At 66.2% G+C, this 21,767-nt stretch carries 21 protein-coding genes; 15 read left to right on the forward strand and 6 right to left on the reverse strand.

All coding sequences use genetic code 11. The annotated features are described in order from the left end of the window. The first annotated feature begins 211 nt into the window (after positions 1 to 211). From pdhA to R4P95_RS29690, 5 genes are all read left to right on the forward strand, one after another. Positions 212 to 1,309, forward strand: a complete 1,098-nt coding sequence (gene pdhA, locus R4P95_RS29670) for a pyruvate dehydrogenase (acetyl-transferring) E1 component subunit alpha (protein WP_213572726.1) — start codon at positions 212 to 214, stop codon at positions 1,307 to 1,309. Then, positions 1,306 to 2,289: an alpha-ketoacid dehydrogenase subunit beta gene (locus R4P95_RS29675; RefSeq protein ID WP_213572727.1), complete on the forward strand. Its 984-nt coding sequence runs from the start codon at positions 1,306 to 1,308 to the stop codon at positions 2,287 to 2,289. The genes pdhA and R4P95_RS29675 overlap by 4 nt, the downstream gene beginning before the upstream one ends. Positions 2,290 to 2,358: 69 nt before the next feature. Further along, complete coding sequence (locus R4P95_RS29680) at positions 2,359 to 3,585, forward strand: dihydrolipoamide acetyltransferase family protein (RefSeq protein WP_213572728.1); 1,227 nt, start codon at positions 2,359 to 2,361, stop codon at positions 3,583 to 3,585. 19 nt (positions 3,586 to 3,604) lie between these two features. After that, positions 3,605 to 4,831 (forward strand): MFS transporter, encoded by a 1,227-nt coding sequence (locus R4P95_RS29685; protein ID WP_317747120.1) that lies wholly within the window; start codon positions 3,605 to 3,607, stop codon positions 4,829 to 4,831. Between the two features lie 32 nt (positions 4,832 to 4,863). Then, a complete protein-coding gene (locus R4P95_RS29690) occupies positions 4,864 to 5,481 on the forward strand; it encodes a hypothetical protein (protein ID WP_213572730.1) in 618 nt (205 codons plus the stop codon). A 68-nt stretch (positions 5,482 to 5,549) separates the two neighbouring features. Here R4P95_RS29690 and R4P95_RS29695 read toward each other — a convergent pair whose 3' ends face one another. From R4P95_RS29695 to R4P95_RS29705, 3 genes are read right to left on the reverse strand one after another with little or no spacing between them, the layout of a single operon-like run. Next, positions 5,550 to 6,974 (reverse strand): NAD(P)(+) transhydrogenase (Re/Si-specific) subunit beta, encoded by a 1,425-nt coding sequence (locus R4P95_RS29695; RefSeq protein ID WP_213572731.1) that lies wholly within the window; start codon positions 6,972 to 6,974, stop codon positions 5,550 to 5,552. Next, positions 6,974 to 7,306 (reverse strand): NAD(P) transhydrogenase subunit alpha, encoded by a 333-nt coding sequence (locus R4P95_RS29700; protein ID WP_109328582.1) that lies wholly within the window; start codon positions 7,304 to 7,306, stop codon positions 6,974 to 6,976. The genes R4P95_RS29695 and R4P95_RS29700 overlap by 1 nt, the downstream gene beginning before the upstream one ends. Beyond that, positions 7,307 to 8,419, reverse strand: coding sequence for a Re/Si-specific NAD(P)(+) transhydrogenase subunit alpha (locus R4P95_RS29705; RefSeq protein WP_213572732.1), 1,113 nt, complete (start codon positions 8,417 to 8,419; stop codon positions 7,307 to 7,309). A 269-nt stretch (positions 8,420 to 8,688) separates the two neighbouring features. Here R4P95_RS29705 and R4P95_RS29710 point away from each other — a divergent pair, with 269 nt between their 5' ends. Beyond that, entirely contained in the window at positions 8,689 to 9,084 is a 396-nt protein-coding gene (locus R4P95_RS29710) for a DUF488 domain-containing protein (protein WP_159921074.1), read from the forward strand. A gap of 236 nt (positions 9,085 to 9,320) precedes the next feature. After that, entirely contained in the window at positions 9,321 to 10,697 is a 1,377-nt protein-coding gene (locus tag R4P95_RS29715) for an APC family permease (RefSeq protein ID WP_317747186.1), read from the forward strand. Positions 10,698 to 10,713: 16 nt separating this feature from the next. Here the strand turns inward: R4P95_RS29715 and R4P95_RS29720 are convergent, their stop codons facing one another. Next, positions 10,714 to 12,267, reverse strand: coding sequence for an AMP-binding protein (locus R4P95_RS29720; protein WP_317747118.1), 1,554 nt, complete (start codon positions 12,265 to 12,267; stop codon positions 10,714 to 10,716). 161 nt (positions 12,268 to 12,428) lie between these two features. Here R4P95_RS29720 and R4P95_RS29725 point away from each other — a divergent pair, with 161 nt between their 5' ends. Beyond that, the gene (locus R4P95_RS29725) at positions 12,429 to 13,247 is read left to right on the forward strand and encodes a maleylpyruvate isomerase family mycothiol-dependent enzyme (RefSeq protein ID WP_317747116.1); all 819 of its coding nucleotides are present in this window, start codon (positions 12,429 to 12,431) and stop codon (positions 13,245 to 13,247) included. A gap of 5 nt (positions 13,248 to 13,252) precedes the next feature. Beyond that, positions 13,253 to 13,933, forward strand: a complete 681-nt coding sequence (locus R4P95_RS29730) for a Type 1 glutamine amidotransferase-like domain-containing protein (RefSeq protein WP_213572735.1) — start codon at positions 13,253 to 13,255, stop codon at positions 13,931 to 13,933. A 41-nt stretch (positions 13,934 to 13,974) separates the two neighbouring features. Here R4P95_RS29730 and R4P95_RS29735 read toward each other — a convergent pair whose 3' ends face one another. Next, complete coding sequence (locus R4P95_RS29735) at positions 13,975 to 14,304, reverse strand: hypothetical protein (RefSeq protein WP_109328568.1); 330 nt, start codon at positions 14,302 to 14,304, stop codon at positions 13,975 to 13,977. A gap of 512 nt (positions 14,305 to 14,816) precedes the next feature. Between R4P95_RS29735 and R4P95_RS29740 the strand changes: the two genes are divergently transcribed. The 6 genes from R4P95_RS29740 to R4P95_RS29765 all read left to right on the forward strand — a co-directional run bounded on the left by R4P95_RS29740 (position 14,817) and on the right by R4P95_RS29765 (position 20,178). Next, complete coding sequence (locus tag R4P95_RS29740) at positions 14,817 to 16,190, forward strand: FAD-binding oxidoreductase (protein ID WP_213572736.1); 1,374 nt, start codon at positions 14,817 to 14,819, stop codon at positions 16,188 to 16,190. A gap of 110 nt (positions 16,191 to 16,300) precedes the next feature. Continuing rightward, on the forward strand, positions 16,301 to 17,473 hold the full coding sequence (locus R4P95_RS29745; protein WP_317747115.1) for a DUF4185 domain-containing protein: 1,173 nt from the start codon (positions 16,301 to 16,303) through the stop codon (positions 17,471 to 17,473). Between the two features lie 56 nt (positions 17,474 to 17,529). Then, positions 17,530 to 17,805: a GNAT family N-acetyltransferase gene (locus R4P95_RS29750; RefSeq protein WP_109328564.1), complete on the forward strand. Its 276-nt coding sequence runs from the start codon at positions 17,530 to 17,532 to the stop codon at positions 17,803 to 17,805. Beyond that, complete coding sequence (locus R4P95_RS29755; RefSeq protein ID WP_317747113.1) at positions 17,789 to 18,331, forward strand: DUF3558 domain-containing protein; 543 nt, start codon at positions 17,789 to 17,791, stop codon at positions 18,329 to 18,331. Before R4P95_RS29750 ends, R4P95_RS29755 begins: the two co-directional genes overlap by 17 nt. Next, a complete protein-coding gene (locus R4P95_RS29760; protein WP_317747112.1) occupies positions 18,328 to 18,852 on the forward strand; it encodes a DUF3558 domain-containing protein in 525 nt (174 codons plus the stop codon). The genes R4P95_RS29755 and R4P95_RS29760 overlap by 4 nt, the downstream gene beginning before the upstream one ends. 84 nt (positions 18,853 to 18,936) lie before the next feature. Then, on the forward strand, positions 18,937 to 20,178 hold the full coding sequence (locus R4P95_RS29765) for an MFS transporter (RefSeq protein WP_213572740.1): 1,242 nt from the start codon (positions 18,937 to 18,939) through the stop codon (positions 20,176 to 20,178). Here the strand turns inward: R4P95_RS29765 and R4P95_RS29770 are convergent. Further along, positions 20,171 to 21,724 carry a carboxylesterase/lipase family protein gene (locus tag R4P95_RS29770; RefSeq protein WP_317747184.1) on the reverse strand — a complete coding sequence of 518 codons (1,554 nt, stop codon included), beginning with the start codon at positions 21,722 to 21,724 and terminating at the stop codon, positions 20,171 to 20,173. The two genes, R4P95_RS29765 and R4P95_RS29770, sit on opposite strands and share 8 nt — an antisense overlap. Between the last annotated feature and the right edge of the window lie 43 nt (positions 21,725 to 21,767).

The raw sequence follows: 21,767 nt of genomic DNA on the forward strand, positions 1-21,767 counted from the left end.
GCTTCGGCGGCGTCCGGACTGGTCATAAGACGCAGTACGACTCCTCCGCGGGCCCCTCGGCTGGGCAATGTGCTCTACCGAAATGGGACCACTTGCGCAGTTCGCGTTCCCGTGGATGCTGTGAAGTAGGACACATACACGTCCTGAACGCAGCGCACGTCTCCCGCGAACTCACAAGGTCTCCGGGACTCGACACAGCGAGGTGAGTCCGATGGTCGACAAGATTGCCTATCCGGTCCAGCTCCTACAGCCGGACGGCCGACGGGTCCTGCGGCCCGAGTACACGAACCTGGTGCGCGATATCGGTCCGGACGAATTGCGCGCACTGTACGAAGATCTGGTTGTCACCCGCCGCATCGACGTGGAAGCCACTGCTCTGCAACGACAAGGCGAACTCGGCCTGTGGGCGCCCATGCTCGGCCAGGAGGCAGCGCAGGTCGGTTCGGCCCGAGCCCTCCGCCCCGACGACTACGCCTTCGTCAGCTACCGCGAGCATGCCGTCGCCTATTGCCGCGGCGTCGATCCTGCAGACATGACCCGGATGTGGCGGGGAACGGCCCACTCGGGCTGGGATCCACACGCGGTGAAAGTCACCAACCCGGCCATCGTCGTCGGATCTCAAGGACTGCACGCCACCGGATACGCAATGGGCGCCCACCTCGACGGTGCCGAGATCGCGACCATCGCCTACTTCGGTGACGGTGCCACCAGCCAGGGAGATATCGCCGAGGCACTGGGCTTCTCGATGAGTTTCAACGCCCCGGTCGTGTTCTTCTGCCAGAACAATCAATGGGCGATCAGCGAACCGGTGCACCTGCAGAGTCCCGTTCCGATCGCCCAGCGTGCCGCCGGCTACGGGATGCCGGCCGTCCGGGTGGATGGCAACGATGTCCTCGCCGTCCTCGCCGTCACCCGCCAGGCCACGCAGCGCGCACGCGAGGGGAGCGGCCCCACCTTCATCGAAGCCATCACCTACCGGATGGGTCCCCACACGACCTCCGACGACCCCACGCGGTACCGATCTTCGGCGGAGACCGCGGAATGGAAGGCCCGCGATCCGATCGACCGCATGCACCGCTTGCTCGACCGGGAAGGCCTGCTCGACGAGGCGTTCCTGACCCGGGTTCGGACCACCGCCGACGAGATCGCCGCGCGACTCCGGTCGGGGGCTGTGGGCGCACCCACGCCGCCGCCGCTCAGCGTGTTCGATCACGTCTACACCAGCGAACATCCGCTCCTCGAGGAGGAGCGCGCCGAGTACGCCGCGTACCTCGCAGCGGTCACCGACACCGAGGAGGCACTGTCATGAGCACCACAAGAATGTCGCTCGGTGCGGCTGTGGGAGCAGGTCTGCGGCGTGCACTCGAACGGGACCGCAAGGTCGTGATCATGGGTGAGGACGTCGGACGCCTCGGCGGAGTCTTCCGGGTCACCGACACCTTGCAGAAGGATTTCGGCGACAACCGCGTGATCGACACTCCGCTTGCCGAATCAGGGATCATCGGCGCGGCTTTCGGTATGGCGCTGCGCGGATACCGGCCCGTGTGCGAGATCCAGTTCGACGGCTTCGTGTACCCGGCCTTCGACCAAATCGTCTCGCAAGTCGCGAAAATCCACTACCGCACGGAGGGAAAGGTGACGGCACCCCTGACCATCCGGATTCCCTACGGCGGTGGAATCGGGGCCGTCGAACATCACTCGGAGTCCCCCGAGGCCTACTTCGCGCACACCGCCGGGCTGCGGGTGGTAACCCCGAGCAACCCCGGTGACGCCTTCCACATGATCCAGCAGTCGATCGCGTCGGACGACCCGGTGGTGTTCTTCGAACCGAAGCGGCGATATTGGGACACAGCAGAATTCGATGTGGACGCCGCCCCCTACCTGCCGTTGCACAGCGCGCGTGTACTGCGCGAGGGCTCGGACGCCACGATAGTCACCTATGGTTCCGTCGTAACGACGGCGTTGTCGGCTGCGACGATCGCCGAGCAGGAGGGCAACTCCCTCGAGGTGATCGACCTGCGGTCCCTCTCCCCGATCGATTTCCCCACCGTCGAACGATCGGTCCGCAAAACCGGCCGACTCGTCGTGGCACACGAGGCGTCGACGTTCCTCGGCCTCGGCGCCGAGGTGGCCGCCCGGATATCGGAGCGATGCTTCTACCAGCTCGAGGCGCCGGTTCTGCGCGTAGGCGGCTTCGACATTCCCTATCCCCCGGCAAAGTTGGAACGCCACCACCTCCCCGACGCCGATCGCCTGCTCGACGCCGTGGACCGCAGCCTCGCGGCCTGACCGGCTCCGCCCGAAAGAGAGGCCCGAAAGAGAGGCCCGACGGAGAGGCCCGAAGGAGAGGAGTGTCCGTTGGCGCAGGAATTCCGCCTGCCCGACCTCGGCGAGGGGTTGACCGAGGCCGAGTTGGTGTCGTGGTCCGTCGAGGTCGGCCAGAACGTCGAACTGAATCAAGTCATCGCCGAGGTCGAGACCGCCAAAGCCTTGGTCGAACTACCGTCGCCCTACGCAGGTGTCGTGGAGGAGCTGTTGATTCCCGCCGGGGCCACCGTGCCGGTGGGCACACCGCTCATCAGGATCGCGACCGACTCGGTGTCGGACACGCCACCTACCCGGACTCCAGTGCTGGTCGGGTACGGACCCGAGGCCGCCGCGCAGAGCAGGCGTGCACGCCCACGCGCGCCCGCGTCGCCGGAGGGCACGGCACCGCCCGAACGCGTACGTCCCGACGCCTCGCCGGCCGCCCGGCTGGCAGCACGCGAGCGCGGGATCGACCTCACCGTTGTCCCGGGCACGGGTCCGTCCGGGGCCGTCACCCGGCACGACGTCGAGGAGTACGCCGGTTCCGCCGCACCGCGCGTGGCGGCCGGGCCGAGCGAGCGAGAGACTCGCACCCCTGTGCGGGGCGTGCGGAAGCAGACGGCCGCCGCCATGGTCCGCAGTGCGTTCACCGCGCCCCACGTCACCGAATTCGTGACCCTCGACGTCACGCGTTCGGTCGAACTCCTCGAACATCTTCGTGGCCGGCGGGAATTCGAGGGGCTGTCGGTGACTCCCCTCAGCATCGCCGCGAAGGCGATGATCGTTGCCCTACGTGAGCACCCCGATCTCAACGCCTCCTGGGACGAAGAGCAACAGGAGATCGTCACCAAGCATTACGTCGACCTCGGTATCGCCGTGGCCACTCCGCGTGGTCTCGTCGTCCCCCACGTGAGAGAAGCGCAGTCGCTGAGCCTGCTCGAACTCTGCCGGGCGATCACCGAACTGACCGCCATCGCGCGCAGCGGTAAAGCCGATCCCGCTCAACTCACCGGCGGCACCATCTCGCTCACCAACGTCGGTGTCTTCGGTGTCGACACAGGCACACCCATCATCAACCCCGGCGAATCCGCGATCGTGTGCCTGGGCAGTGTCTCCCAGCGGCCGTGGGTACACGAGGGCGAGCTCGCCGTCCGCTGGGTCACCACGCTGAGTGTGTCCTTCGATCACCGCGTCGTCGACGGCGAACAGGGGTCGAAGTTCCTGTCCTCTGTCGCCGCAATGCTGCACGACCCGGTCGCGCTGCTCGCACAACTCTGAGGCTGGGTACGTTGGCCCCGTGAGTACTTCTCAACCGCCCGCGGTGAACAAGCGCGCACGGGTACCCGAACCGCTCAGATCCGCCCGGGCTGCGATCTTCGCGATCTTCGGGATCAACGGGTTCCTCCTCGGGATGTGGGTGGTGCACATTCCCGCGATCGAGGACCGTACCGGCATCAGCCACTCCACGCTCGGATCGCTGCTCCTCCTTCTCGCGATCGGCGCCATCTTCGGCATGCAACTCACCGGACCCCTCGCCGACCGGTTCGGAAGCAGGCGGACCGTGATCGCCGCCGGGCTCACACTGTCGGTCGCCACGATCGGTCCCGGACTGGCCACCGAGGCGTGGCAGCTGGGTCTCGCACTTCTCGTCTTCGGGTTCGCCAACGGGGCCCTAGACGTGTCGATGAACTCGCAGGCCGTCGAGGTGGAACAGCGCTATCGGCGGCCCATCATGTCCGCCTTCCACGCTCTCTTCTCCATCGGCGGGGTCGCGGGATCGCTCGTCGGCGCCGCGACACTCGCCGCCGACTGGACACCCGCCGCGGCACTCCTGGTCGCCGGGAGCGTCGGGATCGCGGTCGTCGGCGCGAGCGCGCGGTGGCTCATGCAGGATCGGCCGCGCACCGCGACGACGGACGGATCCGCCGAGAAGGCACACGGACGACTGTCGGCGCGAGTCCTGGGGCTCGGCGGCATCGCGTTCGTGCTCATGCTCGCCGAAGGCGCCGCCAACGACTGGAGCGCACTGCAAGTCAAGGAGCACCTCGCCACCTCCGACTCGGTCGCCGCCCTCGCCTTCGGTGCCTTCTCGGTGATGATGACGGTAGGACGGTTCACCGCCGACCGGGTCAGTGGTGCACTGGGGCCCGTCGCCGTCGTCCGCTACGGCGCACTGCTCGCCGGCGGCGGAATGACGCTCGTGCTGGTGTCCGGCGCACTCCCGCTCACGATCTTCGGTTGGGCGCTGTTCGGCCTGGGACTGTCCGGTGGAGTCCCCCAGATCTTCACCGCCGCCGGAAACCTCGGCTCAGGCTCCGCGGGCACCAACATGTCCCGCGTCGTCGGACTCGGATATGTGGGATTCCTCGCAGGCCCCGCCACCATCGGCTGGATCACTCAGGTGATTCCCCTCACAACGGCGATGGTGGTGCCGCTGGGGTGTGTGTTGATCGCCGCAGCGTGTGCCGGTGCGGTCCGGCGAACACCCCACTCCGTACACCGGGATCACAGTGCACTCTCATAGTTCGTTCAGCGTGGATTGGCATGCTGGATACCGTGACCGAATCGAACAGCACGCTGCGCCGCAGCGTTCACCGTCTTGCCCTATCGGCGGCAGGTGTGGTGTTGCTGTGCGCGCTGTATCTCGCCAAACCCGCCTCGACAGCGCTCTCGTTCCCGGAGCCGTTACGGTCCATCGCGGACCAGGTGATCAACGTCGTCGACGTCAACTCCGTACTGGTCGCGACCGTCGTCCTCGCCGTGGTCGCGACGGTGCGGAAACTGTCGTATGGAATGGGTGCGATCCTGTTGCTCTGTCTCGGCGCGAACCTCACCAGCGCCGCAGTCCGGGCATGGGCGTCGGATGCGCCCACCGTTCTGCTGCCCAGCGGCCATGTCGTCGCCGTCGCCGCCCTGTACGGCTCGGCGATCCTCGTGTCGGCGCCCCGATTCCGGCCCGTGGTCGCTGGACTGGGCTTCGCCCTGATCCTCGGCGTCGCGGGGGCCGCAGCCCTTGTCGAACCGATCAGCGTCTACGGGCTCGTCGCGAGCCTTGTCGTGGCGTCGATCTGGTGGGCGCTGGCGTCGATACTGATGCTGTACTCCCCCGTCGCCGCGGAGCGTGAGGCGCTTCGGCCCGACACCGCGGCTATTGTCTTCTCCCGCCACCGGTAGGCGCTTCGCGCCCGTGAGTGGTTAACGAGTGCAGGGACTCGTTAACCACTCACGAGCGGCGGAGCCGCCTACAGGGCTTTGAGTTCCTCGGTGACGTCGGCGACGGATTTCTTCGCGTCGCCGAAGAGCATGGAGGTGGTGTCGGCGAAGAACAACGGGTTGTCGATACCGGCGAACCCGGAGTTCATCGACCGCTTGAGCACGATCACCGACTTCGACTGATCCACATTCAGGATGGGCATCCCGTGGATCGGCGACGACGGGTCGTTGCGAGCGGCCGGGTTGGTGACATCGTTCGCCCCGATCACCAGGGTGACATCGGTGCGCGCGAACTCGTCGTTGATGTCGTCCATTTCCTTCATCGCGTCGTACTCGACATCGGCCTCGGCGAGTAGCACGTTCATGTGCCCGGGCATCCGGCCCGCGACCGGGTGGATGGCGTACTTGACCTCGACGCCCTTCGACTCGAGCAGCTTGGCCATGTCCTTGACCGCGTGCTGGGCCTGCGCGACGGCCAACCCGTAGCCGGGGACCACGATCACCTGGTTGGCGTAGGCCATCTGGATCGCCGCGTCCGCTGCCGAGGTGGACTTCGCCGTCTTCACCGTGCCGTCATCGGCGACCGCGGCAGCCCCGCCGCCACCGAACCCGCCGGCCACGATCGCCGGGATGGACCGGTTCATCGCCTTCGCCATCAGGTTCGTCAGGATCGAACCCGACGCGCCGACGATCATGCCGGCCACGATCATCGCCTGGTTGTTCAGGGCCAGACCGGCGGCCGCGGCGGACAGGCCGGTGAGCGCGTTGAGCAGCGAGATGACGACGGGCATGTCGGCGCCGCCGATCGGCAGCACCACCATCAACCCCAAGATCGCGGCGAGGACGAGGACTCCGACGATCCACCACTGGCTGGTGGGTCCGGTCGGGTCGATGGCCTTGATCCCGATGATCACCGCGAGGGCGACGGCGCCGATCAGCAACAACGCGTTCAGGGGCTGCTGCAACCGGCCGATGCCGATCGGGCGGCCGGGCAGGGTTTCCTGCAGCTTGAGGAACGCGATCACCGATCCCCAGAAGGAGATCGATCCGATGATCGCCGCGAACAGCGAGGCGATCACGATGTGCACGGTCGGCGACTCACCGTGCGCGAAGGCGGTGAACCCGTCCGAGTCGAGGAATTCGGCGTAGGCGATCAGGGCGACGGTGCCGCCGCCGACCCCGTTGAACAACGCCACCAGCTGCGGCATCGCCGTCATCTTCGTCCGCAACGCCGGCGGCACACCCAACACCACACCGATCACGAGACCGGCGACGATGAGCACCCAGTTGGAGGTGTCCCGGATCGCGATCAGGGTGGCGACCACCGCGACACCCATGCCGACCGCGGCGATCTGGTTACCGCGGACCGCGGTCTTCGGCCCGGTCAAACCCATCAGACCGTAGATGAACATCGAGAACGCCACGATGTACAACACGTTGACCACATATCCCATTACTTGTCCCCACCCTTCTCAGCAACAGCAGCGGCGGGAGAAGCGGGCTTGGACTTGAACATGCCCAGCATCCGGTCGGTCACCACGAAACCACCGACCACGTTGATCGTTCCGAACACCAACGCCACGAACAAGATCACCTGCAGACCCCACGGCGGATTGTCGACCTTGCCCAACACCACCAGCGCACCCAACACCACGATCCCGTGGATCGCGTTCGTCCCCGACATCAGCGGGGTATGCAACGTGTTCGGGACCTTCGAGATCACCGCGAACCCCACGAACCCGGACAACACCAGGATCGCGATGTTCGCCAACAATTCGGTATACATCTAGGACACACCCTCCTCACGGGTGACGCAGGACGCGGCAAGGACCTCGTCCGAGAAATCGGGGGCCAACCGGCCTTCGACCAACATCAACTCGAGCAGCGCGGAGATGTTCTTCGAGTACAGCTCCGAGGCGTGCTCGGGCATCGATGCGGGCAGATTGAGCGGCGAGCAGATCGTCACCCCGTGCTTGACCACGGTCTGACCGGGTTCGGTGAGCTCGCAGTTACCGCCGGTCTCCCCGGCCAGGTCGACCACCACGGAGCCGGGTTTCATGCCCTCCACCGCGGCGGCGGTCACCAGGCGCGGGGCCGGACGTCCCGGCACCAGGGCGGTGGTGATGACGACGTCGAAGCCCTTGATCGCGTCCTCGAGCGCCTGCTGCTGCTGCGCGCGCTCCTGTTCGGTGAGTTCGCGGGCGTACCCGCCTTCACCGGCGGCGTCGATCCCCAGATCGAGCCACTGCGCACCGACCGAGCGAACCTGATCGGCCACCTCCGGGCGCACGTCGTAGCCGGTGGCCCGGCCACCGAGCCGCTTCGCCGTGGCGAGGGCCTGCAGACCGGCGACACCGACCCCGAGCACCAGCACGGTCGCGGGTTTGACGGTGCCGGCCGCGGTGGTGAGCATCGGGAAGAACCGGGTCGACTCCGACGCCGCGAGCAGCACCGCCTTGTATCCGGCCACGTTCGCCTGCGAGGAGAGCGCGTCCATCACCTGGGCGCGGGAAATCCGCGGGATCGCCTCGACCGCGAACGCCTGCACCCCCGCCGACTTCAGCGCGGCGACCTGGTTGTCCTGATTGCGGGGGGCGAGGAACCCGATCAACGTCTGCCCGGCATGCAGCCGGCCCACTTCCTCGTCCGATGGCGGCGCGACCTTCACGATCACGTCCGCCGACCACGGATCGCCGATCTTCGCGCCCGCCCCGACATACAATTCGTCCGGGATCAAGGCGCCCAAACCGGCACCCGACTCGACCACCACATCGACACCCTTACCCGTCAATGCGGCCACGATCTTCGGCACCAAGGCCACCCGACGTTCGCCCTCGTTCGACTCACGAGGAACGCCAACCGTCGGGCGCGGCTGCGCCGCGCTCTGCGATGTATCCATTTATCGACTTCCTGCGGTAGATGGTCTGCATGCCGCGACGAGCGGCAACCAACCGTTGATGAGCGGAATATGTCCCCAGCCTCGACTGATTTCAGCTGATGATAGCCAGAGACCGCGTGACGTAGTGAACAGAGAAGCCGGCCGGAGTCTGTCTGAATCGAGTCCGAACAGCCGTTCTCACCCACCTTTCCTCTAGTTTGTGAGGCCAGTCACACACGGCCGCGTCGTAGGGTGAGGAGAGAAACCCGCACAGAAGCGGAGGTTCGGTGATGCACAAACGACAGGGACGTCCGGAGACGGACGTCGACTCACCAGTGGTGGTGGAACGGGTCTACGACCACCCCACCGACGGCGACGGACTCCGACTCTTCGTCGACCGCCTCTGGCCGCGCGGCCTCCGTAAGGATGCGTTTCACTTCGACGACTGGGCACGCGATCTCGCACCCTCGACCGAGCTTCGCCATTGGTACTCACACGACGTCGCCGCATTCGGCGAGTTCCGGGAACGGTACGTGTCCGAGCTGGACTCCCCGCCGGGACGCAAGGCCGTCGCGAGGGTTCGGGAGCTCGCGCACGGACGACCCATCGTTCTCCTGACCGCCACCAAGGACGTCACCCACAGTCATGCGGAAGTCCTTGCCGACTATCTGCGCGGTCAGCTGTGACGGGCGAGGCGGACCCCGGCGACCTTACGGACGAGGATCTGGGCGGCGACTCCGTGTGCTGGCTCGACCGTGTCTGCCCCGACTGCGGACTGTTCCTCACGGACCGGACGGCACCGCGGTGTCCGCGGTGCGGGTGCGAACGGACCGCGTAACTGTCCTCAGTTTGGGACCGTGTCTCGTGGGTACATGACTGCATCCGAGGTGGCGGCACGTCACCGTGGCAGACGGGATGAACTATTCGACGCTGCGCCCGGCCAGTAGACGAGGGAGATGCCGAGCACCTCGACGAGGACGCCGGACACGGGACCCCTCTCGCCCGCGCGATCACGGGTCCGCTCCTCTTCGTCTTCATCCTCGGCGACGTGCTGGGTGCCGGAATCTACGCGTTGGTGGGGGTCATCGCCGGCGAGGTGGGCGGCGCAGTCTGGGTGCCGTTGCTGCTGGCACTGGTGATGGCGTTGCTGACGGCGACCTCGTATGCCGAACTGGTCACCAAGTATCCGCGCGCCGGTGGGGCGGCGGTGTTCGCCCAGCGGGCGTATCGGACACCGCTGATCTCGTTCCTCGTCGGGTTCTCGATGCTCGCCGCCGGAGTCACGAGCGCAGCGGGGCTCGCACTCGCATTCTCCGGCGACTACCTCGCCGCGTTCCTGGATGTGCCGACCGTCCCGGCGGCACTCGCGTTCCTTCTCCTCGTCGGACTGCTCAACGCCCGGGGAATCAAGGAGTCGATGCGCGCCAATGTCGTCATGACGGTGGTCGAGGTCACCGGCCTGGTCCTGGTAGTGGTTCTGGCCGGCATCGTGCTCGGACGTGGTGACGGCACCCTGAGCCGGGTGGTCGAATTCGACGAATGCCGTTCGCCGGCGCTCGCGGTGCTGGCCGCCGCACTGCTCGCCTACTACTCGTTCGTCGGGTTCGAGACGTCCGCGAACGTCGCCGAAGAGGTGACCAACGTGCGCACGGTGTACCCGCGGGCGTTGTTCGGAGCGTTGCTGACTGCGGGCGCCGTCTATGTCCTCGTCGGACTGGCGGTCTCGGTGGTCCTACCACCCGGCGAACTCGCCGCATCGTCCGGTCCGCTGCTGGCAGTGGTCTCCGCCGCCGACGTCGGCGTTCCATCTCGCCTGTGCAGTCTGATCGCGCTCGTCGCCGTCGCGAACGGCGCACTGCTGACGATGATCATGGCGAGCAGGCTCACGTATGGAATGGCGTCCGAGGGACTGCTTCCGCGTCCGTTCGCACGGGTCCTCCCGCGGCGACGGACTCCCTGGGTGGCGATTGTGGCGACCACTGCCGTCGCCATGGCTCTGTGCGTCACCGGTTCGCTGTCGGCCTTGGCGGAGACGGTGGTTCTGCTGCTGCTCGTCGTCTTCATCAGCACCAACATCGCGGTCCTGGTGTTGCGTCGTGATGCGGTGGAGCACCGCCACTTCCGGGCCCCGACGATATTCCCGATCCTCGCCCTCGTCACGTGCGTGGCGTTGCTCACCCAGCAGAGCGCGGCCACCTGGCTGCGTGCGGCGCTACTCCTTGCCGTCGGAGTCGTGTTGTACGCAGTCTCCCGCCGTCGTTCCACGAGAACGGACGCCGAGAGTGCCCGCGCGCAGTAACGCGGGGACTCTTTGATCAGCCAATTGTCTTCGCGCCCGCGAGATACCGTGCCCGCAGCTTGTGCTTGACGAGTTTGCCCGTGGGCGTGCGCGGCAGGTCGTCGGAGAAATCGATGCTCCGAGGCGCCTTGAAGTGCGTCACCCGGTCCCGCACGTAGTCCAATAGTTCACGGGCGACCGCCTCCGATGGCTCCACATCGTCGACGAGTTGGACCACAGCCTTGACCTGTTCGCCCATTTCCTCGTCGGGCACACCGATCACCGCGACGTCGAAGACTTTGGGATGCATGGTGAGAATGTTTTCGGACTCCTGCGGGTAGATGTTCACCCCGCCGGAGATGATCATGAAGGCCGCCCGGTCCGTGAGGTACAGAAACCGATCGTCGTCGAGGTATCCGATGTCACCGCTGGTGGTCCACGTCGGATGACTGGGATGGGTTGCGGATTCGGTCTTGGCCGGATCGTTGTGGTATTCGAACGGCCGCTCCTCGCGCTCCCAGTACACCGTTCCGATCTCACCGGTGGGCAGCTCCGCACCGGTGTCGTCGCAAATGTGCACGATGCCCATCACCCCGTCGTGCCCGACGGATCCCGGCTTGGCGAGTGCCTGCGCACTGTCGATGAACGTGGCGCCGGCACCTTCGGTGGAGGCGTAGTACTCGTGGATCACCGGGCCCCACCAGTCGATCATCGCACGCTTCACCTCGGGCGGGCAGGGGGCTGCCGCATGAATCGCCACCTTCAGACTCGACACGTCGAACTTCTCGCGAACTTCTTTCGGCAACTTGAGCATTCGCACGAACATGGTGGGAACCCACTGACTGTGCGTCACCTCGTACTTCTCGATCAGGCGCAGCGCCTCCTCTGCGTCGAACCTGTCCATGAGGATGATGGTTCCGCCGACGGACGTGATGGTGCCGCAGAAGCGGAGGGGCGCCGCGTGATACAGCGGCGCGGGGCACAGGTAGACGGTGTCCGCGTCGAATCCGTACATGGGCGCGAACACCGCCGTGTACGGGTCCGTCGTCGAGTCGACTTCACCTTCCGGCAGTGCGGGTTTGATTCCCTTCGGCCTGCCGGTGGTGCCCGACGAGTAGAGCATGTCCCGCCCACGAGGTTGCGTCTCCAGTGGTTCGCCGGACTGCGCCGCCACCGCCGCGTCGTAGCTGTCGAAGCCGTCCAGTTCACCGCCGTAGACGAGCCGGTGCCGGACGCCGGGCAACTGGGCCGGGTCGGCGGGAATCGCCCGTGCCGCATCAGACGAGGCGATGAGAACGGCGGCTCCGCAGTCGTTCACGACGTAGCCGGCTTCGTCCGCGGTGAGGTGCCAGTTCACCACGGTGATGTAGAGGCCCGATCGCAAGGCCGCCCAATAGACCTCCAGAACACGGAGGTCGTTGCTCGACACCAGAGCCAGATGATCCCCGACCTTCAGGCCGAGCCCACGCAGGTGTCGCGCCAACCGGATGGACCGCTCATCCAGCTGCCGGTAGGTGAGCTGCTCCCCCGTCGACGGCCGGACGACGGCCGGCTTGTCCGGGGCGGTGGCGACAAAATTTCCGGGAAACATCCATGCTCCTTTGTTAATGGAGATTCTCATCATCGGTCTACCACAGGCATCCGCGGACGGGGCCCGTTCACGCTCAGCGGCCGCAGACTTTCCTGTGGCCAAAACACCGGGCCACCACCCGGCAAGGTCCTACAGTTGAAGCGAGAGGAGGGTCATCAGACGTGACTGCCCTACAGAAGGAACGGATACTCGACGCGCTGTTCGAAGAATGGGACGTGCTCGACCAGTTGCTGTCCTCGGTGACGGGCGACGACTGGTTCACGCCCACCCCCCTGCCCGGGTGGACCGTGCACGACGTCGCGGCCCACCTGATCGGTACCGAATCGATGCTCGCGGGGATACCGGCACCGCACACCACCGTCGATGTCCACGGATTCGCGCATGTGCGCAACGAGATCGGAGCGTTCAACGAACGGTGGGTGGAGGGACTGCGCGGGCGCCCCGGCACCGAGATGCTCGATCGCTTCCGGGACATCACCGAGCGCAGGCGCTCCGAACTGGCGCAGATGACGGATGAGATGTTCGACGCCGAGACCGCCACACCGGTCGGCCCAGCACCCTATCTCCGGTTCATGCGGGTCCGCGTGTTCGATTGCTGGATGCACGAACTCGACATCCGCGACGCGCTGGGTGTGGCCGGGGACGAGGGCGGCGTCCGCGGTGACACCGCGTTCGAGGAGATCATGGGAGCGGTCGGGTTCCTCGTCGGAAAGCGTGGCAAGGCGCCGTCGGGCTCGCGCATCACCCTCGAGTTGACTGGTCCGCTCGCGAGAGAAATCCACGTCGCCGTCGACGGGCGCGCAGCGGTGGTGGACGAGTTGCCGAGCGACGCCACCACGACGATCACACTCGACTCCCGGCTGTTCACCCGTCTTGCCGGGGGCCGGGTGAAGGCCGCCGATCACCGCGACGCCATCACCCTCGGCGGTGACGCCACCGTCGGCAAGCAGATCGTCGACAATCTCACTTTTACGATCTGACCGCGATGCGCTTGTTCCTGTCGTCCTACCGGTTCGGAGCCGACCCCGCACCGCTGATGTCGCTCGTCGGAAAGCCGGGACGAGTGGGCGTGATCGCGGCAGCAGCCGACGCCTGGCCACCGTCCGCCCGCGCCTCAGCGGTGGTCAGTGATGTGGCGCCGCTGCGGCGCCTGGGGTTCTCGCCGGAGGAAGTCGATCTTCGCGACTACATCGGAACGCAGAACGGCGGCACGAGCGGGCTGAGAGACCGGCTGGCGGGATTCGGCATGCTCTGGGTGCGGGGCGGAAACACGTTCGTCCTGCGTGCCCAGATGGCGCGTAGTGGTGCGGACGATGTTCTTCGCGACCTGCTGAGAAACGATTCGCTCGTCTACGCCGGATACAGCGCGGGCGCCTGCGTCATGACACCGACGTTGCGCGGTCTCGACTCCTCCGATGACCCGTCGGAGGTTTTCGAGACCTGCGGCATGCAGCCGATCTGGGACGGCCTCGGGGTGGTGCCATTCGCGATCGTGCCGCATCACCCGCCTGCGACGCCCTCAGGCGGCGAAGAGACGGTGCCCCTGGAGGACGCGGCCGCTGTCCGGCGTACCGTCGCCGCCTTGCGGCTCGCAGGAATCGAGTACCGCACCTTGACGGACGAACAGGTAATCGTGGTGGACGGACAGTCCACCGAGCTCATGTGACGAAGCACCGCGCGTGCCAGTTGCGGAGACCCCGGGAAACGTCAGCCGAAGACGGCGACCGGCATCGACGGCGCGAAAGGAGCGACGCGGTCGAGTGCTGCCCAGGTGACCTCGCAGCGCTTGGCGGTGACCTCGTCGGCGTCGGCGAGCAGCGTGTTGAGGAGAACCTTGGGATTCAGACTCCACTCGGTGACCATCGCGCGAACTTCGTCGTTCGTGAACAATCCCGAGCCGGCCAGGGCGAAGACCCACTCATCGAATTCCCCGCGGTGAATCTGTTCGATGGAGTCGTAGTCGATACCACCGTCGATGAACTCGTACGAGAACATCGCGGAAATGTAGCTGCTGGGGTCTCGGTGGAGTGCGTGCATCGTGCGGGTCCTTCCGGGTCGGTGCGGCAAAACCGGCCCCAAGTTGCGATCTGGCTCACATTTCGTGAGATTCTCCGTTTGGGTGTAACGCCTCGCCGGTGTTTGACGATGCAGAACGCTAACCCGGGAAAGTGCTTTTTTGCATTGCCCCCTCGATACGATCCGGTAACAGAGTGACGAATGTGACCTGAGTTACATCGAAAACTCCCAAGTCCGAATTCGCCCCGAGGCGCGACTACCTGCAGGTTTCACGCGCGGGAGGGTTCTATACCCCTCCGTCGTCCAAGGCAAAAAAATTAACACCCCCGATCTCACATAGTGGGACTCGTACGCGTCGGTAACAAGTTGAGCGGTCGAGACGCGCCCCGACCTGTACTGAACGTCCAGGTTGAGGCGATATCTGAAGCGAAGCCTCCGAATCGGTTCAGTTGGACGATCGACCAAATCGGGTGCAGGCCAGTCCGGGCGGCGCTACCGTCGGGTACGCCGCCCCCGCCCGCGAGGAGCACAACATGACGATCGCACCGGACGTTCTCGCGGAACTCGACGCCGCCCTCCCCCATGGATGCCTGCTCACCGATCCGGACCTTCTCGCGTCCTACAGCCACGACTGGGCACGCGACCCGGACGCTGTCCTGCCCGCCGCCGTTGCACGGCCGACGCGCACCGAGGAGGTCCAGGCGGTGCTGCGCTGGGCCGGCAGACATCGGGTCCCGGTCATCCCCCGCGGGGCCGGATCGGGCCTCAGCGGAGGTGCCACCGCGGTACGGGACAGCGTCGTCGTCAGTACCGAGCGGATGCGCCGAATCGACGTCGACCCCGTCACCCGTATCGCCGTCGCCCAGCCCGGCCTGCTCAACGCCGAGGTCAAGGCGGCGGCCGCGGAACATGGGTTGTGGTATCCGCCCGATCCCTCGTCGTTCGAGATGTGCACCATCGGCGGCAACGTGGCAACCAACGCCGGCGGGCTGTGCTGCGTGAAGTACGGGGTCACCACCGACTACGTGCTCGGCCTGCAAGTGGTGCTCGCCGACGGAACGGCGGTGCGGTTGGGCGGGCCCCGCCTCAAGGATGTCGCCGGACTGTCGCTGACCAAACTTTTCGTCGGCAGTGAGGGCACGCTCGGAGTCGTCACCGAGGTGACCCTCAGACTGATCCCGGCGCAACCGCCGTCGTGCACCTTGGTCGCGACGTTCGCGTCGGTGCAGGCGGCCGCCGACACCGTGCTGGCCATCACGCGCTCGCTGCGCCCGTCGATGTTGGAGTTCATGGACCGCACGACGATCGGCGCCGTCGAGGATGCACTGAAGATGGGCCTGGACCGGACTGCAGAAGCCATGCTCATCGCCCGCTCGGATGCACCGGGGGCGATTGCCTCGGAGGAGATCTCGCTCATGGCCGACGCCTGCACCGCGAGCGGCGCGTCAGAGGTGTTCACCACCGACGATCCCGAGGAGGGCGAAGCCTTTGCAGCGGCAAGGCGATTCGCCATTCCCGCAGTAGAGCGACTCGGAAGCCTGCTCCTCGAGGACGTCGGAGTCCCACTGCCGAAGCTGCCCGCGCTGGTCGAAGGTATTGCGTCCATCGCACGGACACGAAATGTGCTGATCGCCGTCATTGCTCATGCCGGCGACGGCAATACGCATCCACTCATCGTGTTCGATCCCGCGGATGCCGCGATGGCGGAACGTGCCAGGCTCGCATTCGGCGAGATCATGGATCTCGCCATTTCCCTCGGGGGAACCATCACCGGTGAACACGGGGTGGGAAGGCTGAAGAAGGCGTGGCTTCCCGACCAAGTGGGTAAGGACGTCATGGATGTGACGGCCCGGGTGAAGCAGGCGCTCGATCCTCTGGGAATCCTCAACCCGGGCGCCATTCTGTAGGTTTCCGCGGCCGTCACGGTACCCAAATGGTTATGCAAGGGGCTGGTGTGACAGCTGAGGTGTTGCTAGCGTGACCGGACCTGCTCGAAATGTCGCAGAGAGGTGCGCCCGTGACCAAGCTCCGCCGTGTCGTTTCACTGGCCATGCCCGCTCTATTGGCGTCTACCTGCACATTTTTCGCGTGGTCCCCCTCCGTTGCGACGGCGGCGCCGTGCCTCGGATCAGGCAGCCTGGGTTCGAGCTCGAACAACGATATCAATCCGATTCCATGGCTGAACGGCAGCGACGGCCGCCTTCCCGAACTACGCGGCCACACGCAGGCCGTCGCACACATCACCGGGCCCCGCAGTCCCAACGACACGATCTTCAGATTCAGCGTCCTCGGAACCGACCTCGGCATCATGTGGGACAACGGAGCCGGCCAAGTTCTCACCGCCTTCGGCGATACGGTCGGCCTCAGCGACAATCCTCTGTGCGGGCTCGTGGGCGACTGGCGCAGCAACATTCTGCTTCGCAGCAGCGACCGCGATCTCGCCAACGGCATGAGTATCGAGAACTCGCCCGTCGACCGCCCGAATCACTCCAAGGAGATCATCCAGAGCAAGAAGATTCCGGGCGTCGAGCAAACTGTCATCCCCACCACCGGCATCTCGGTGGGTCCCGTGCAGTACATCAATTACATGTCCGTGCGGAGCTGGGGCGCTCCCGGCGAATGGGACACCAACGCGTCGGGAATCGCGTATTCCGTCGACAACGGCGAGAACTGGGTCACGGACCCGCTGACTCTGCGTCCGAATGTGCCCGGCACCGGTGCCGAGAACTTCCAGATGGGCTCCTACGTCAAACACGACGGTTTCGTCTACGCCTTCGGCACGCCGTCCGGCCGTTCGGGTGACGCTCGGCTGTCACGCGTGCCGGAAGCGGAGATTCGAAACCTCACCGCGTACGAGTACTGGGACGGCAAGGCATGGGTGAAGGCGAATGCTGCCCTTGCCGCACCCGTGATCCCAGGGCCCGTCAGCGAGCTGTCCGTGCAGTTCAACGAGTACCTCGGCCAGTTCGTCGCGATGTACACGGACGCCGGCAACTCGGTGGTCATGCGGCGGTCCGATCGGCTCGAATCCGGCTGGAGTGCACCGGAAGTGTTGGTGAGCAGCCGCGACGTGCCCGAGCTGTACGGCGCATACATGCACCCGTGGTCGAAGGGGTCGGATCTGTACTTCCTCGCCACCACCTGGTCCGACTACAACGTCATGCTCCTGCGCACCAACCTCGCCGACTGACGGTAATCTGCGAGTGTGCGCAGCATTGCACGCTCGATGCGAACAGAGGAGTGGTTGTGGCGGTCAAGGTAGAGCACGACGTATCCGAGTCCCGGTTCGAGATCTTCCTCGACGGTCAGCTCGCCGGGTACGCCGATTACGCCGAGAGGAACGGTGTCCGCGACTTCCACCACACCGTCACCTACCCGCAGTTCCGGGGGCAGGGACTGGCCGCTCAACTGGTCAAAGCTGCCCTGGACGACACGAAGGACCGTGGCTTCTCCGTGGTTCCGTCCTGCTCGTACGTCGAGCATTACATCGCCGAGAATCCGAGCTATGCGGAGCTCGTCTGAGTCGGACCGTCTGGCCGTCCGCGGCCTGTGTGCCGCTGCCGCCGCCCTCACACTGGTCGGCTGCGCATCAGGAAACGGTGACGATGCCGGCATGCCGGACACCCTTCCGCGGACGTCGACGGCCGCCCAGCCGGGAGCCTTCGTTGGCGAGTGCGGCTCACTCACCGACGGCGAGGTCTACGAGCGGGCGGGGATGTCCGGGCTCACGCCCGTGTCCCGCAATGGAATCAAATGCCGCTGGGAGGCCGACGGCGGAGCCCGATATGTGATGTTCACCTGGTACCGCGGCAGCCCGATCGACCGGGAACGGTCGGTGGCGCAGGGAATCGGGCACGAGGTCCACGACCTCGACATCGCCGGGCATCGGGGGTTTTCCTCACAGAACGAGGGATTCTGTGAGGTGGCGGTGGCGACGGAGGCGGATTTCGTGCACTGGCTGGTCCGGTACGGCGTCGGCGTGACACCATCCGATCCGTGCGCGGCTCCTAGCGCTCTCGTCGACCTCACTCTGAAGAAGGCGAAATGAGCGCCGTCCGCACATTCGCCGCCGTTGTCGCGGCAGTGCTCCTGCTGACCGGGTGCGGTAACTCGATCACCGGCACTCCCCTCCCTGAAGGTGCAGGTATGAGCGTCGGTGGCTCCGACCGATTCGACAAGCTGCTGCGCGAGTGTGAGGCGGTCCCGAACGAGAAGATCGCGGAGGTGCTCAGCGGTGACGGAATCGACCAGTACTTCTACGGGGCTGTCTGCATGTGGACGGTGTTGTCGCATGCCGGTTCCCTCGACGTGACGTTCGGCTGGTTCGAGAACAACTCGCTGCAGCGCGAGCGTGATGTCGCCGATCGGCTCGGCTACCAGGTGGACACCACCTCCGTCGCAGGTGCGTCGGCCTTCACCGCCCGGCGGCCCGGTGACAGTGCGACGTGCGGAATCACCGCCGCCTACTCCGGGGTGATCACCTGGTGGGTGCAGAACCGTTCGGGTACGGGCGATCCTTGTGCGGGGGCTCGGACCCTCGCGGAATTGACGCTGCAGCGCAATCAGTGACGAGTGCAAAATGGGTCGCGGCGGTCTCGGCGGCGCTGTTAGCGTCGAGTAAACACCTTTTCGCTCCGACCAGAGGACTCAGCCGTGACCGCCACCGAGACGGCAGTGCCTCGTCGGCTCGGCCCTCTGGTGCTGCTCAATCTGGCAACCCTGTTCTCCGCCACCGGGAACGGTATCGCGATCGTCGTGTTGCCGTGGTTGGTGCTGGAGCGAACCGGCCGCGCCTCCGACGCCGCGGTGGTCGCCGGCGCGGCCACTCTTCCCCTTCTGGTGTCGAGTCTGTTCGCGGGCACGGTCGTCGACCTGTTCGGTCGGCGCCGCACCTCGATCATCTCCGATTGCCTCTCCGCACTCTCGGCTGCCGCCATCCCGATCGTGGCGAACACGGCGGGCCTGTCGGTCCTGGTCATAGCCGTCCTCGCGGCAGTCGGCGCCGCGTTCGACCCGGCAGGCATCGCCGCGAGGGAATCGATGCTGCCTGCAGCCACGACGTCGGCCGGGTGGTCGCTCGACCGGATGAACAGCCTCTACGAGGCCAATTACAACGTGGCCTACCTGGTCGGACCGGGTATCGGCGGGGTCCTGATCGCCACGGTCGGGGCCGAGAACACGTTGTGGGTGACCGCCCTCGGCTTCGTCTTGTCCGTCGTCACCATCACCTTCCTCCGGCTCGAGAATGCCGGCCGGCCCGACGCCTCGTCGGCGCCGACCTCCCTCTGGCGCGGCACCGTCGAGGGTTTGAAGTTCGTGTGGCACAACCGCCTTCTGCGCACGATCGCCTTGGTCGACATGGCGGTGGTGGCGCTGTACCTGCCTGTCGAGTCCGTCGTGTTCCCGGTGTACTTCACCGAACTCGACAAACCCGCACAGCTGGGTTCGGTGCTGATGGCACTGAGCGTCGGTGGAGTCGTGGGCGCCCTGGCGTACGGGCCGCTCTCCCCCTTCGTGTCCAGACGGGTGATCATGCTCGTCGCAGTGATCGTCCTGGGCGCGGCCATGGTGGCCATGGCGTTCCTCCCGCCCCTGTGGGCGATCCTCGCGCTGGCCTTGCTGCAGGGCCTCGTCTTCGGACCGGTCGGCCCGATTGCCAACTACGCCATGCAAACTCGTAGCCCCGAGCACATGCGCGGACGGATTACGGGGGTCATGACGTCCACGGCGTACGCTGCCGGTCCGCTGGGCTATCTGCTTGCCGGGCCGATGATCGACGCCTGGGGCATTCAGCCGACGTTCTTCGTGCTCGCCGTCCCGGTGCTCGTCCTCGGTATCGCCTGTTGCGCGTTTCCGGTCCTGAAGGAACTGGACGCCCCGGAGACCGTCAGCTGAAGCCCATCACCTCGTTGCCCCAGGCCAGGCGCATCTCGCGGTCCGGGTCCTGTACGAGGGTGTCGGAGCTGTCGATCAGCAGCGTTGCGCGAGTGTTCTCGTCGTAGGGAGCCCAGTGTTTCGACCCGTCCAACGCCGCCGGAACGCCGTGCCGGACGAACGCGAGCCATCGGCGCTGGACGCGGCCGGACACCTCCAGTGCCGTCTTGCGCCCGCCCAACCAGAACGTGGGATCGACGTTCAGGGTGCCGAAGTTGCCGAACACGTACGGCAGCTCGGTGGCGTGCCCCGCCCCGATGCGCGCAGCCTTGAGGATCGGGGTGGCCGCATCGAACCGGTACATCCACGTCGGTGAGTGGCGACTGTGTGCGTCCGCCACCCACAGGGCGGGCATCCGGAACGCGGCATCTCGGGACATCGCCAGCGCACCCCGAGATTTTCCGTGGTCCGGGTAGGCGGCCAGGATGTCGGCGAGCCGGTTGGCGGGGAGGTTGGGATGATCGGCGGCGATGGCCCGGAGCATCTCCTGCACCGAATCGGATGTGACCGGCAGCAACGGCGACTTCATCAGCTTGAACAGCGAGGACTCGTCCTTGTTGGAACCGATGATGAGCGGGATCCGGTGGGAGTACCCCTTCTGGAATGCGGCCACCGGGTACCGCGGCAGGAAGTCGCGGTCGACGACAGGCGCCATGGCGAGTGTGCCCGGAATCTTGGTCGGCACCTCGTTGACCAGCGTGTCGCTGGCTTCGATGATCTGGTCGTACGGAAGGCGGAGCAGAGTGGCGGACTCCTCCGGCGCCAGCCCGAGGATGTCGAGGAATTGCCGGGCCACCGTGGCGGCGCGCTCGCTCCCGTAGACGGAGGTGGCCGGTGGGCTCTGCGCGATCGCACGGTGGAACAGTCCTTCCGCGCTCGGACAGGTCATCAGTGTGGTGATCGATCCGGCGCCGGACGATTCGCCGAACACGGTCACCTCGTCCGGATCCCCGCCGAAGGCCGAAATGTTCTCGCGCACCCATGCCAGTGCCGCGACCTGGTCGCGCAGTCCGATGTTCGTCTCGAACACGTGCCGGGCCGTGGAGAACGACGACAGGTCGAGGAAGCCGAGCGCACCCACCCGGTAGTTGAACGACACCACCACCAGGTCACCGACTGTGGACAGGATGCGCCCGTCGTAGATGCTCTGCGCCGCCGTTCCCAGGCAGTACGCACCCCCGTGGATCCACACCATCACCGGCCGCGGTGTGCCGTCCGGTTCCGGGGCCCACACGTTGATCGAGAGGCAGTCCTCGTCCATCTCGAGTCCCGCGTCTATCGGCACGGCAGTGCCGTTCCCCTGCGGCGCCATGGGCCCGAAGATGGCGCAGTCGCGCACACCGTTCCAGGGCGACGGCGGGGCCGGCGCCCGGAAGCGCAGGGCGCCGACGGGGGCTGCCGCGAACGGGATGCCCTTCCATGCGTAGACGTCGCCGTCGGCGTGCCCGCACACCGCTCCGTCGCGGGCGCGGACGACCAGCGTGTCGCCGGACTTCTCGACTTCCACGACTGACACCCCCTCACCGGGAATCTCCGGCCAAGGTACCAAC

Source organism: Rhodococcus sp. IEGM 27, from assembly GCF_033142305.1.
Classification (GTDB): domain Bacteria; phylum Actinomycetota; class Actinomycetes; order Mycobacteriales; family Mycobacteriaceae; genus Rhodococcus_F; species Rhodococcus_F oxybenzonivorans.

Bases quoted from the DNA above. Each gene is read 5' to 3' on its own strand.
- R4P95_RS29730 (WP_213572735.1), top strand. From the start codon at position 13,253: ATGCGCTTGTTCCTGTCGTCCTACCGGTTCGGAGCCGACCCCGCACCG.
- R4P95_RS29695 (WP_213572731.1), bottom strand. From the start codon at position 6,974: ATGGGATATGTGGTCAACGTGTTGTACATCGTGGCGTTCTCGATGTTC.
- R4P95_RS29740 (WP_213572736.1), top strand. From the start codon at position 14,817: ATGACGATCGCACCGGACGTTCTCGCGGAACTCGACGCCGCCCTCCCC.
- R4P95_RS29710 (WP_159921074.1), top strand. From the start codon at position 8,689: ATGCACAAACGACAGGGACGTCCGGAGACGGACGTCGACTCACCAGTG.
- R4P95_RS29760 (WP_317747112.1), top strand. From the start codon at position 18,328: ATGAGCGCCGTCCGCACATTCGCCGCCGTTGTCGCGGCAGTGCTCCTG.
- R4P95_RS29700 (WP_109328582.1), bottom strand. From the start codon at position 7,306: ATGTATACCGAATTGTTGGCGAACATCGCGATCCTGGTGTTGTCCGGG.
- pdhA (WP_213572726.1), top strand. From the start codon at position 212: ATGGTCGACAAGATTGCCTATCCGGTCCAGCTCCTACAGCCGGACGGC.
- R4P95_RS29705 (WP_213572732.1), bottom strand. From the start codon at position 8,419: ATGGATACATCGCAGAGCGCGGCGCAGCCGCGCCCGACGGTTGGCGTT.
- R4P95_RS29675 (WP_213572727.1), top strand. From the start codon at position 1,306: ATGAGCACCACAAGAATGTCGCTCGGTGCGGCTGTGGGAGCAGGTCTG.
- R4P95_RS29755 (WP_317747113.1), top strand. From the start codon at position 17,789: ATGCGGAGCTCGTCTGAGTCGGACCGTCTGGCCGTCCGCGGCCTGTGT.
- R4P95_RS29735 (WP_109328568.1), bottom strand. From the start codon at position 14,304: ATGCACGCACTCCACCGAGACCCCAGCAGCTACATTTCCGCGATGTTC.
- R4P95_RS29720 (WP_317747118.1), bottom strand. From the start codon at position 12,267: ATGTTTCCCGGAAATTTTGTCGCCACCGCCCCGGACAAGCCGGCCGTC.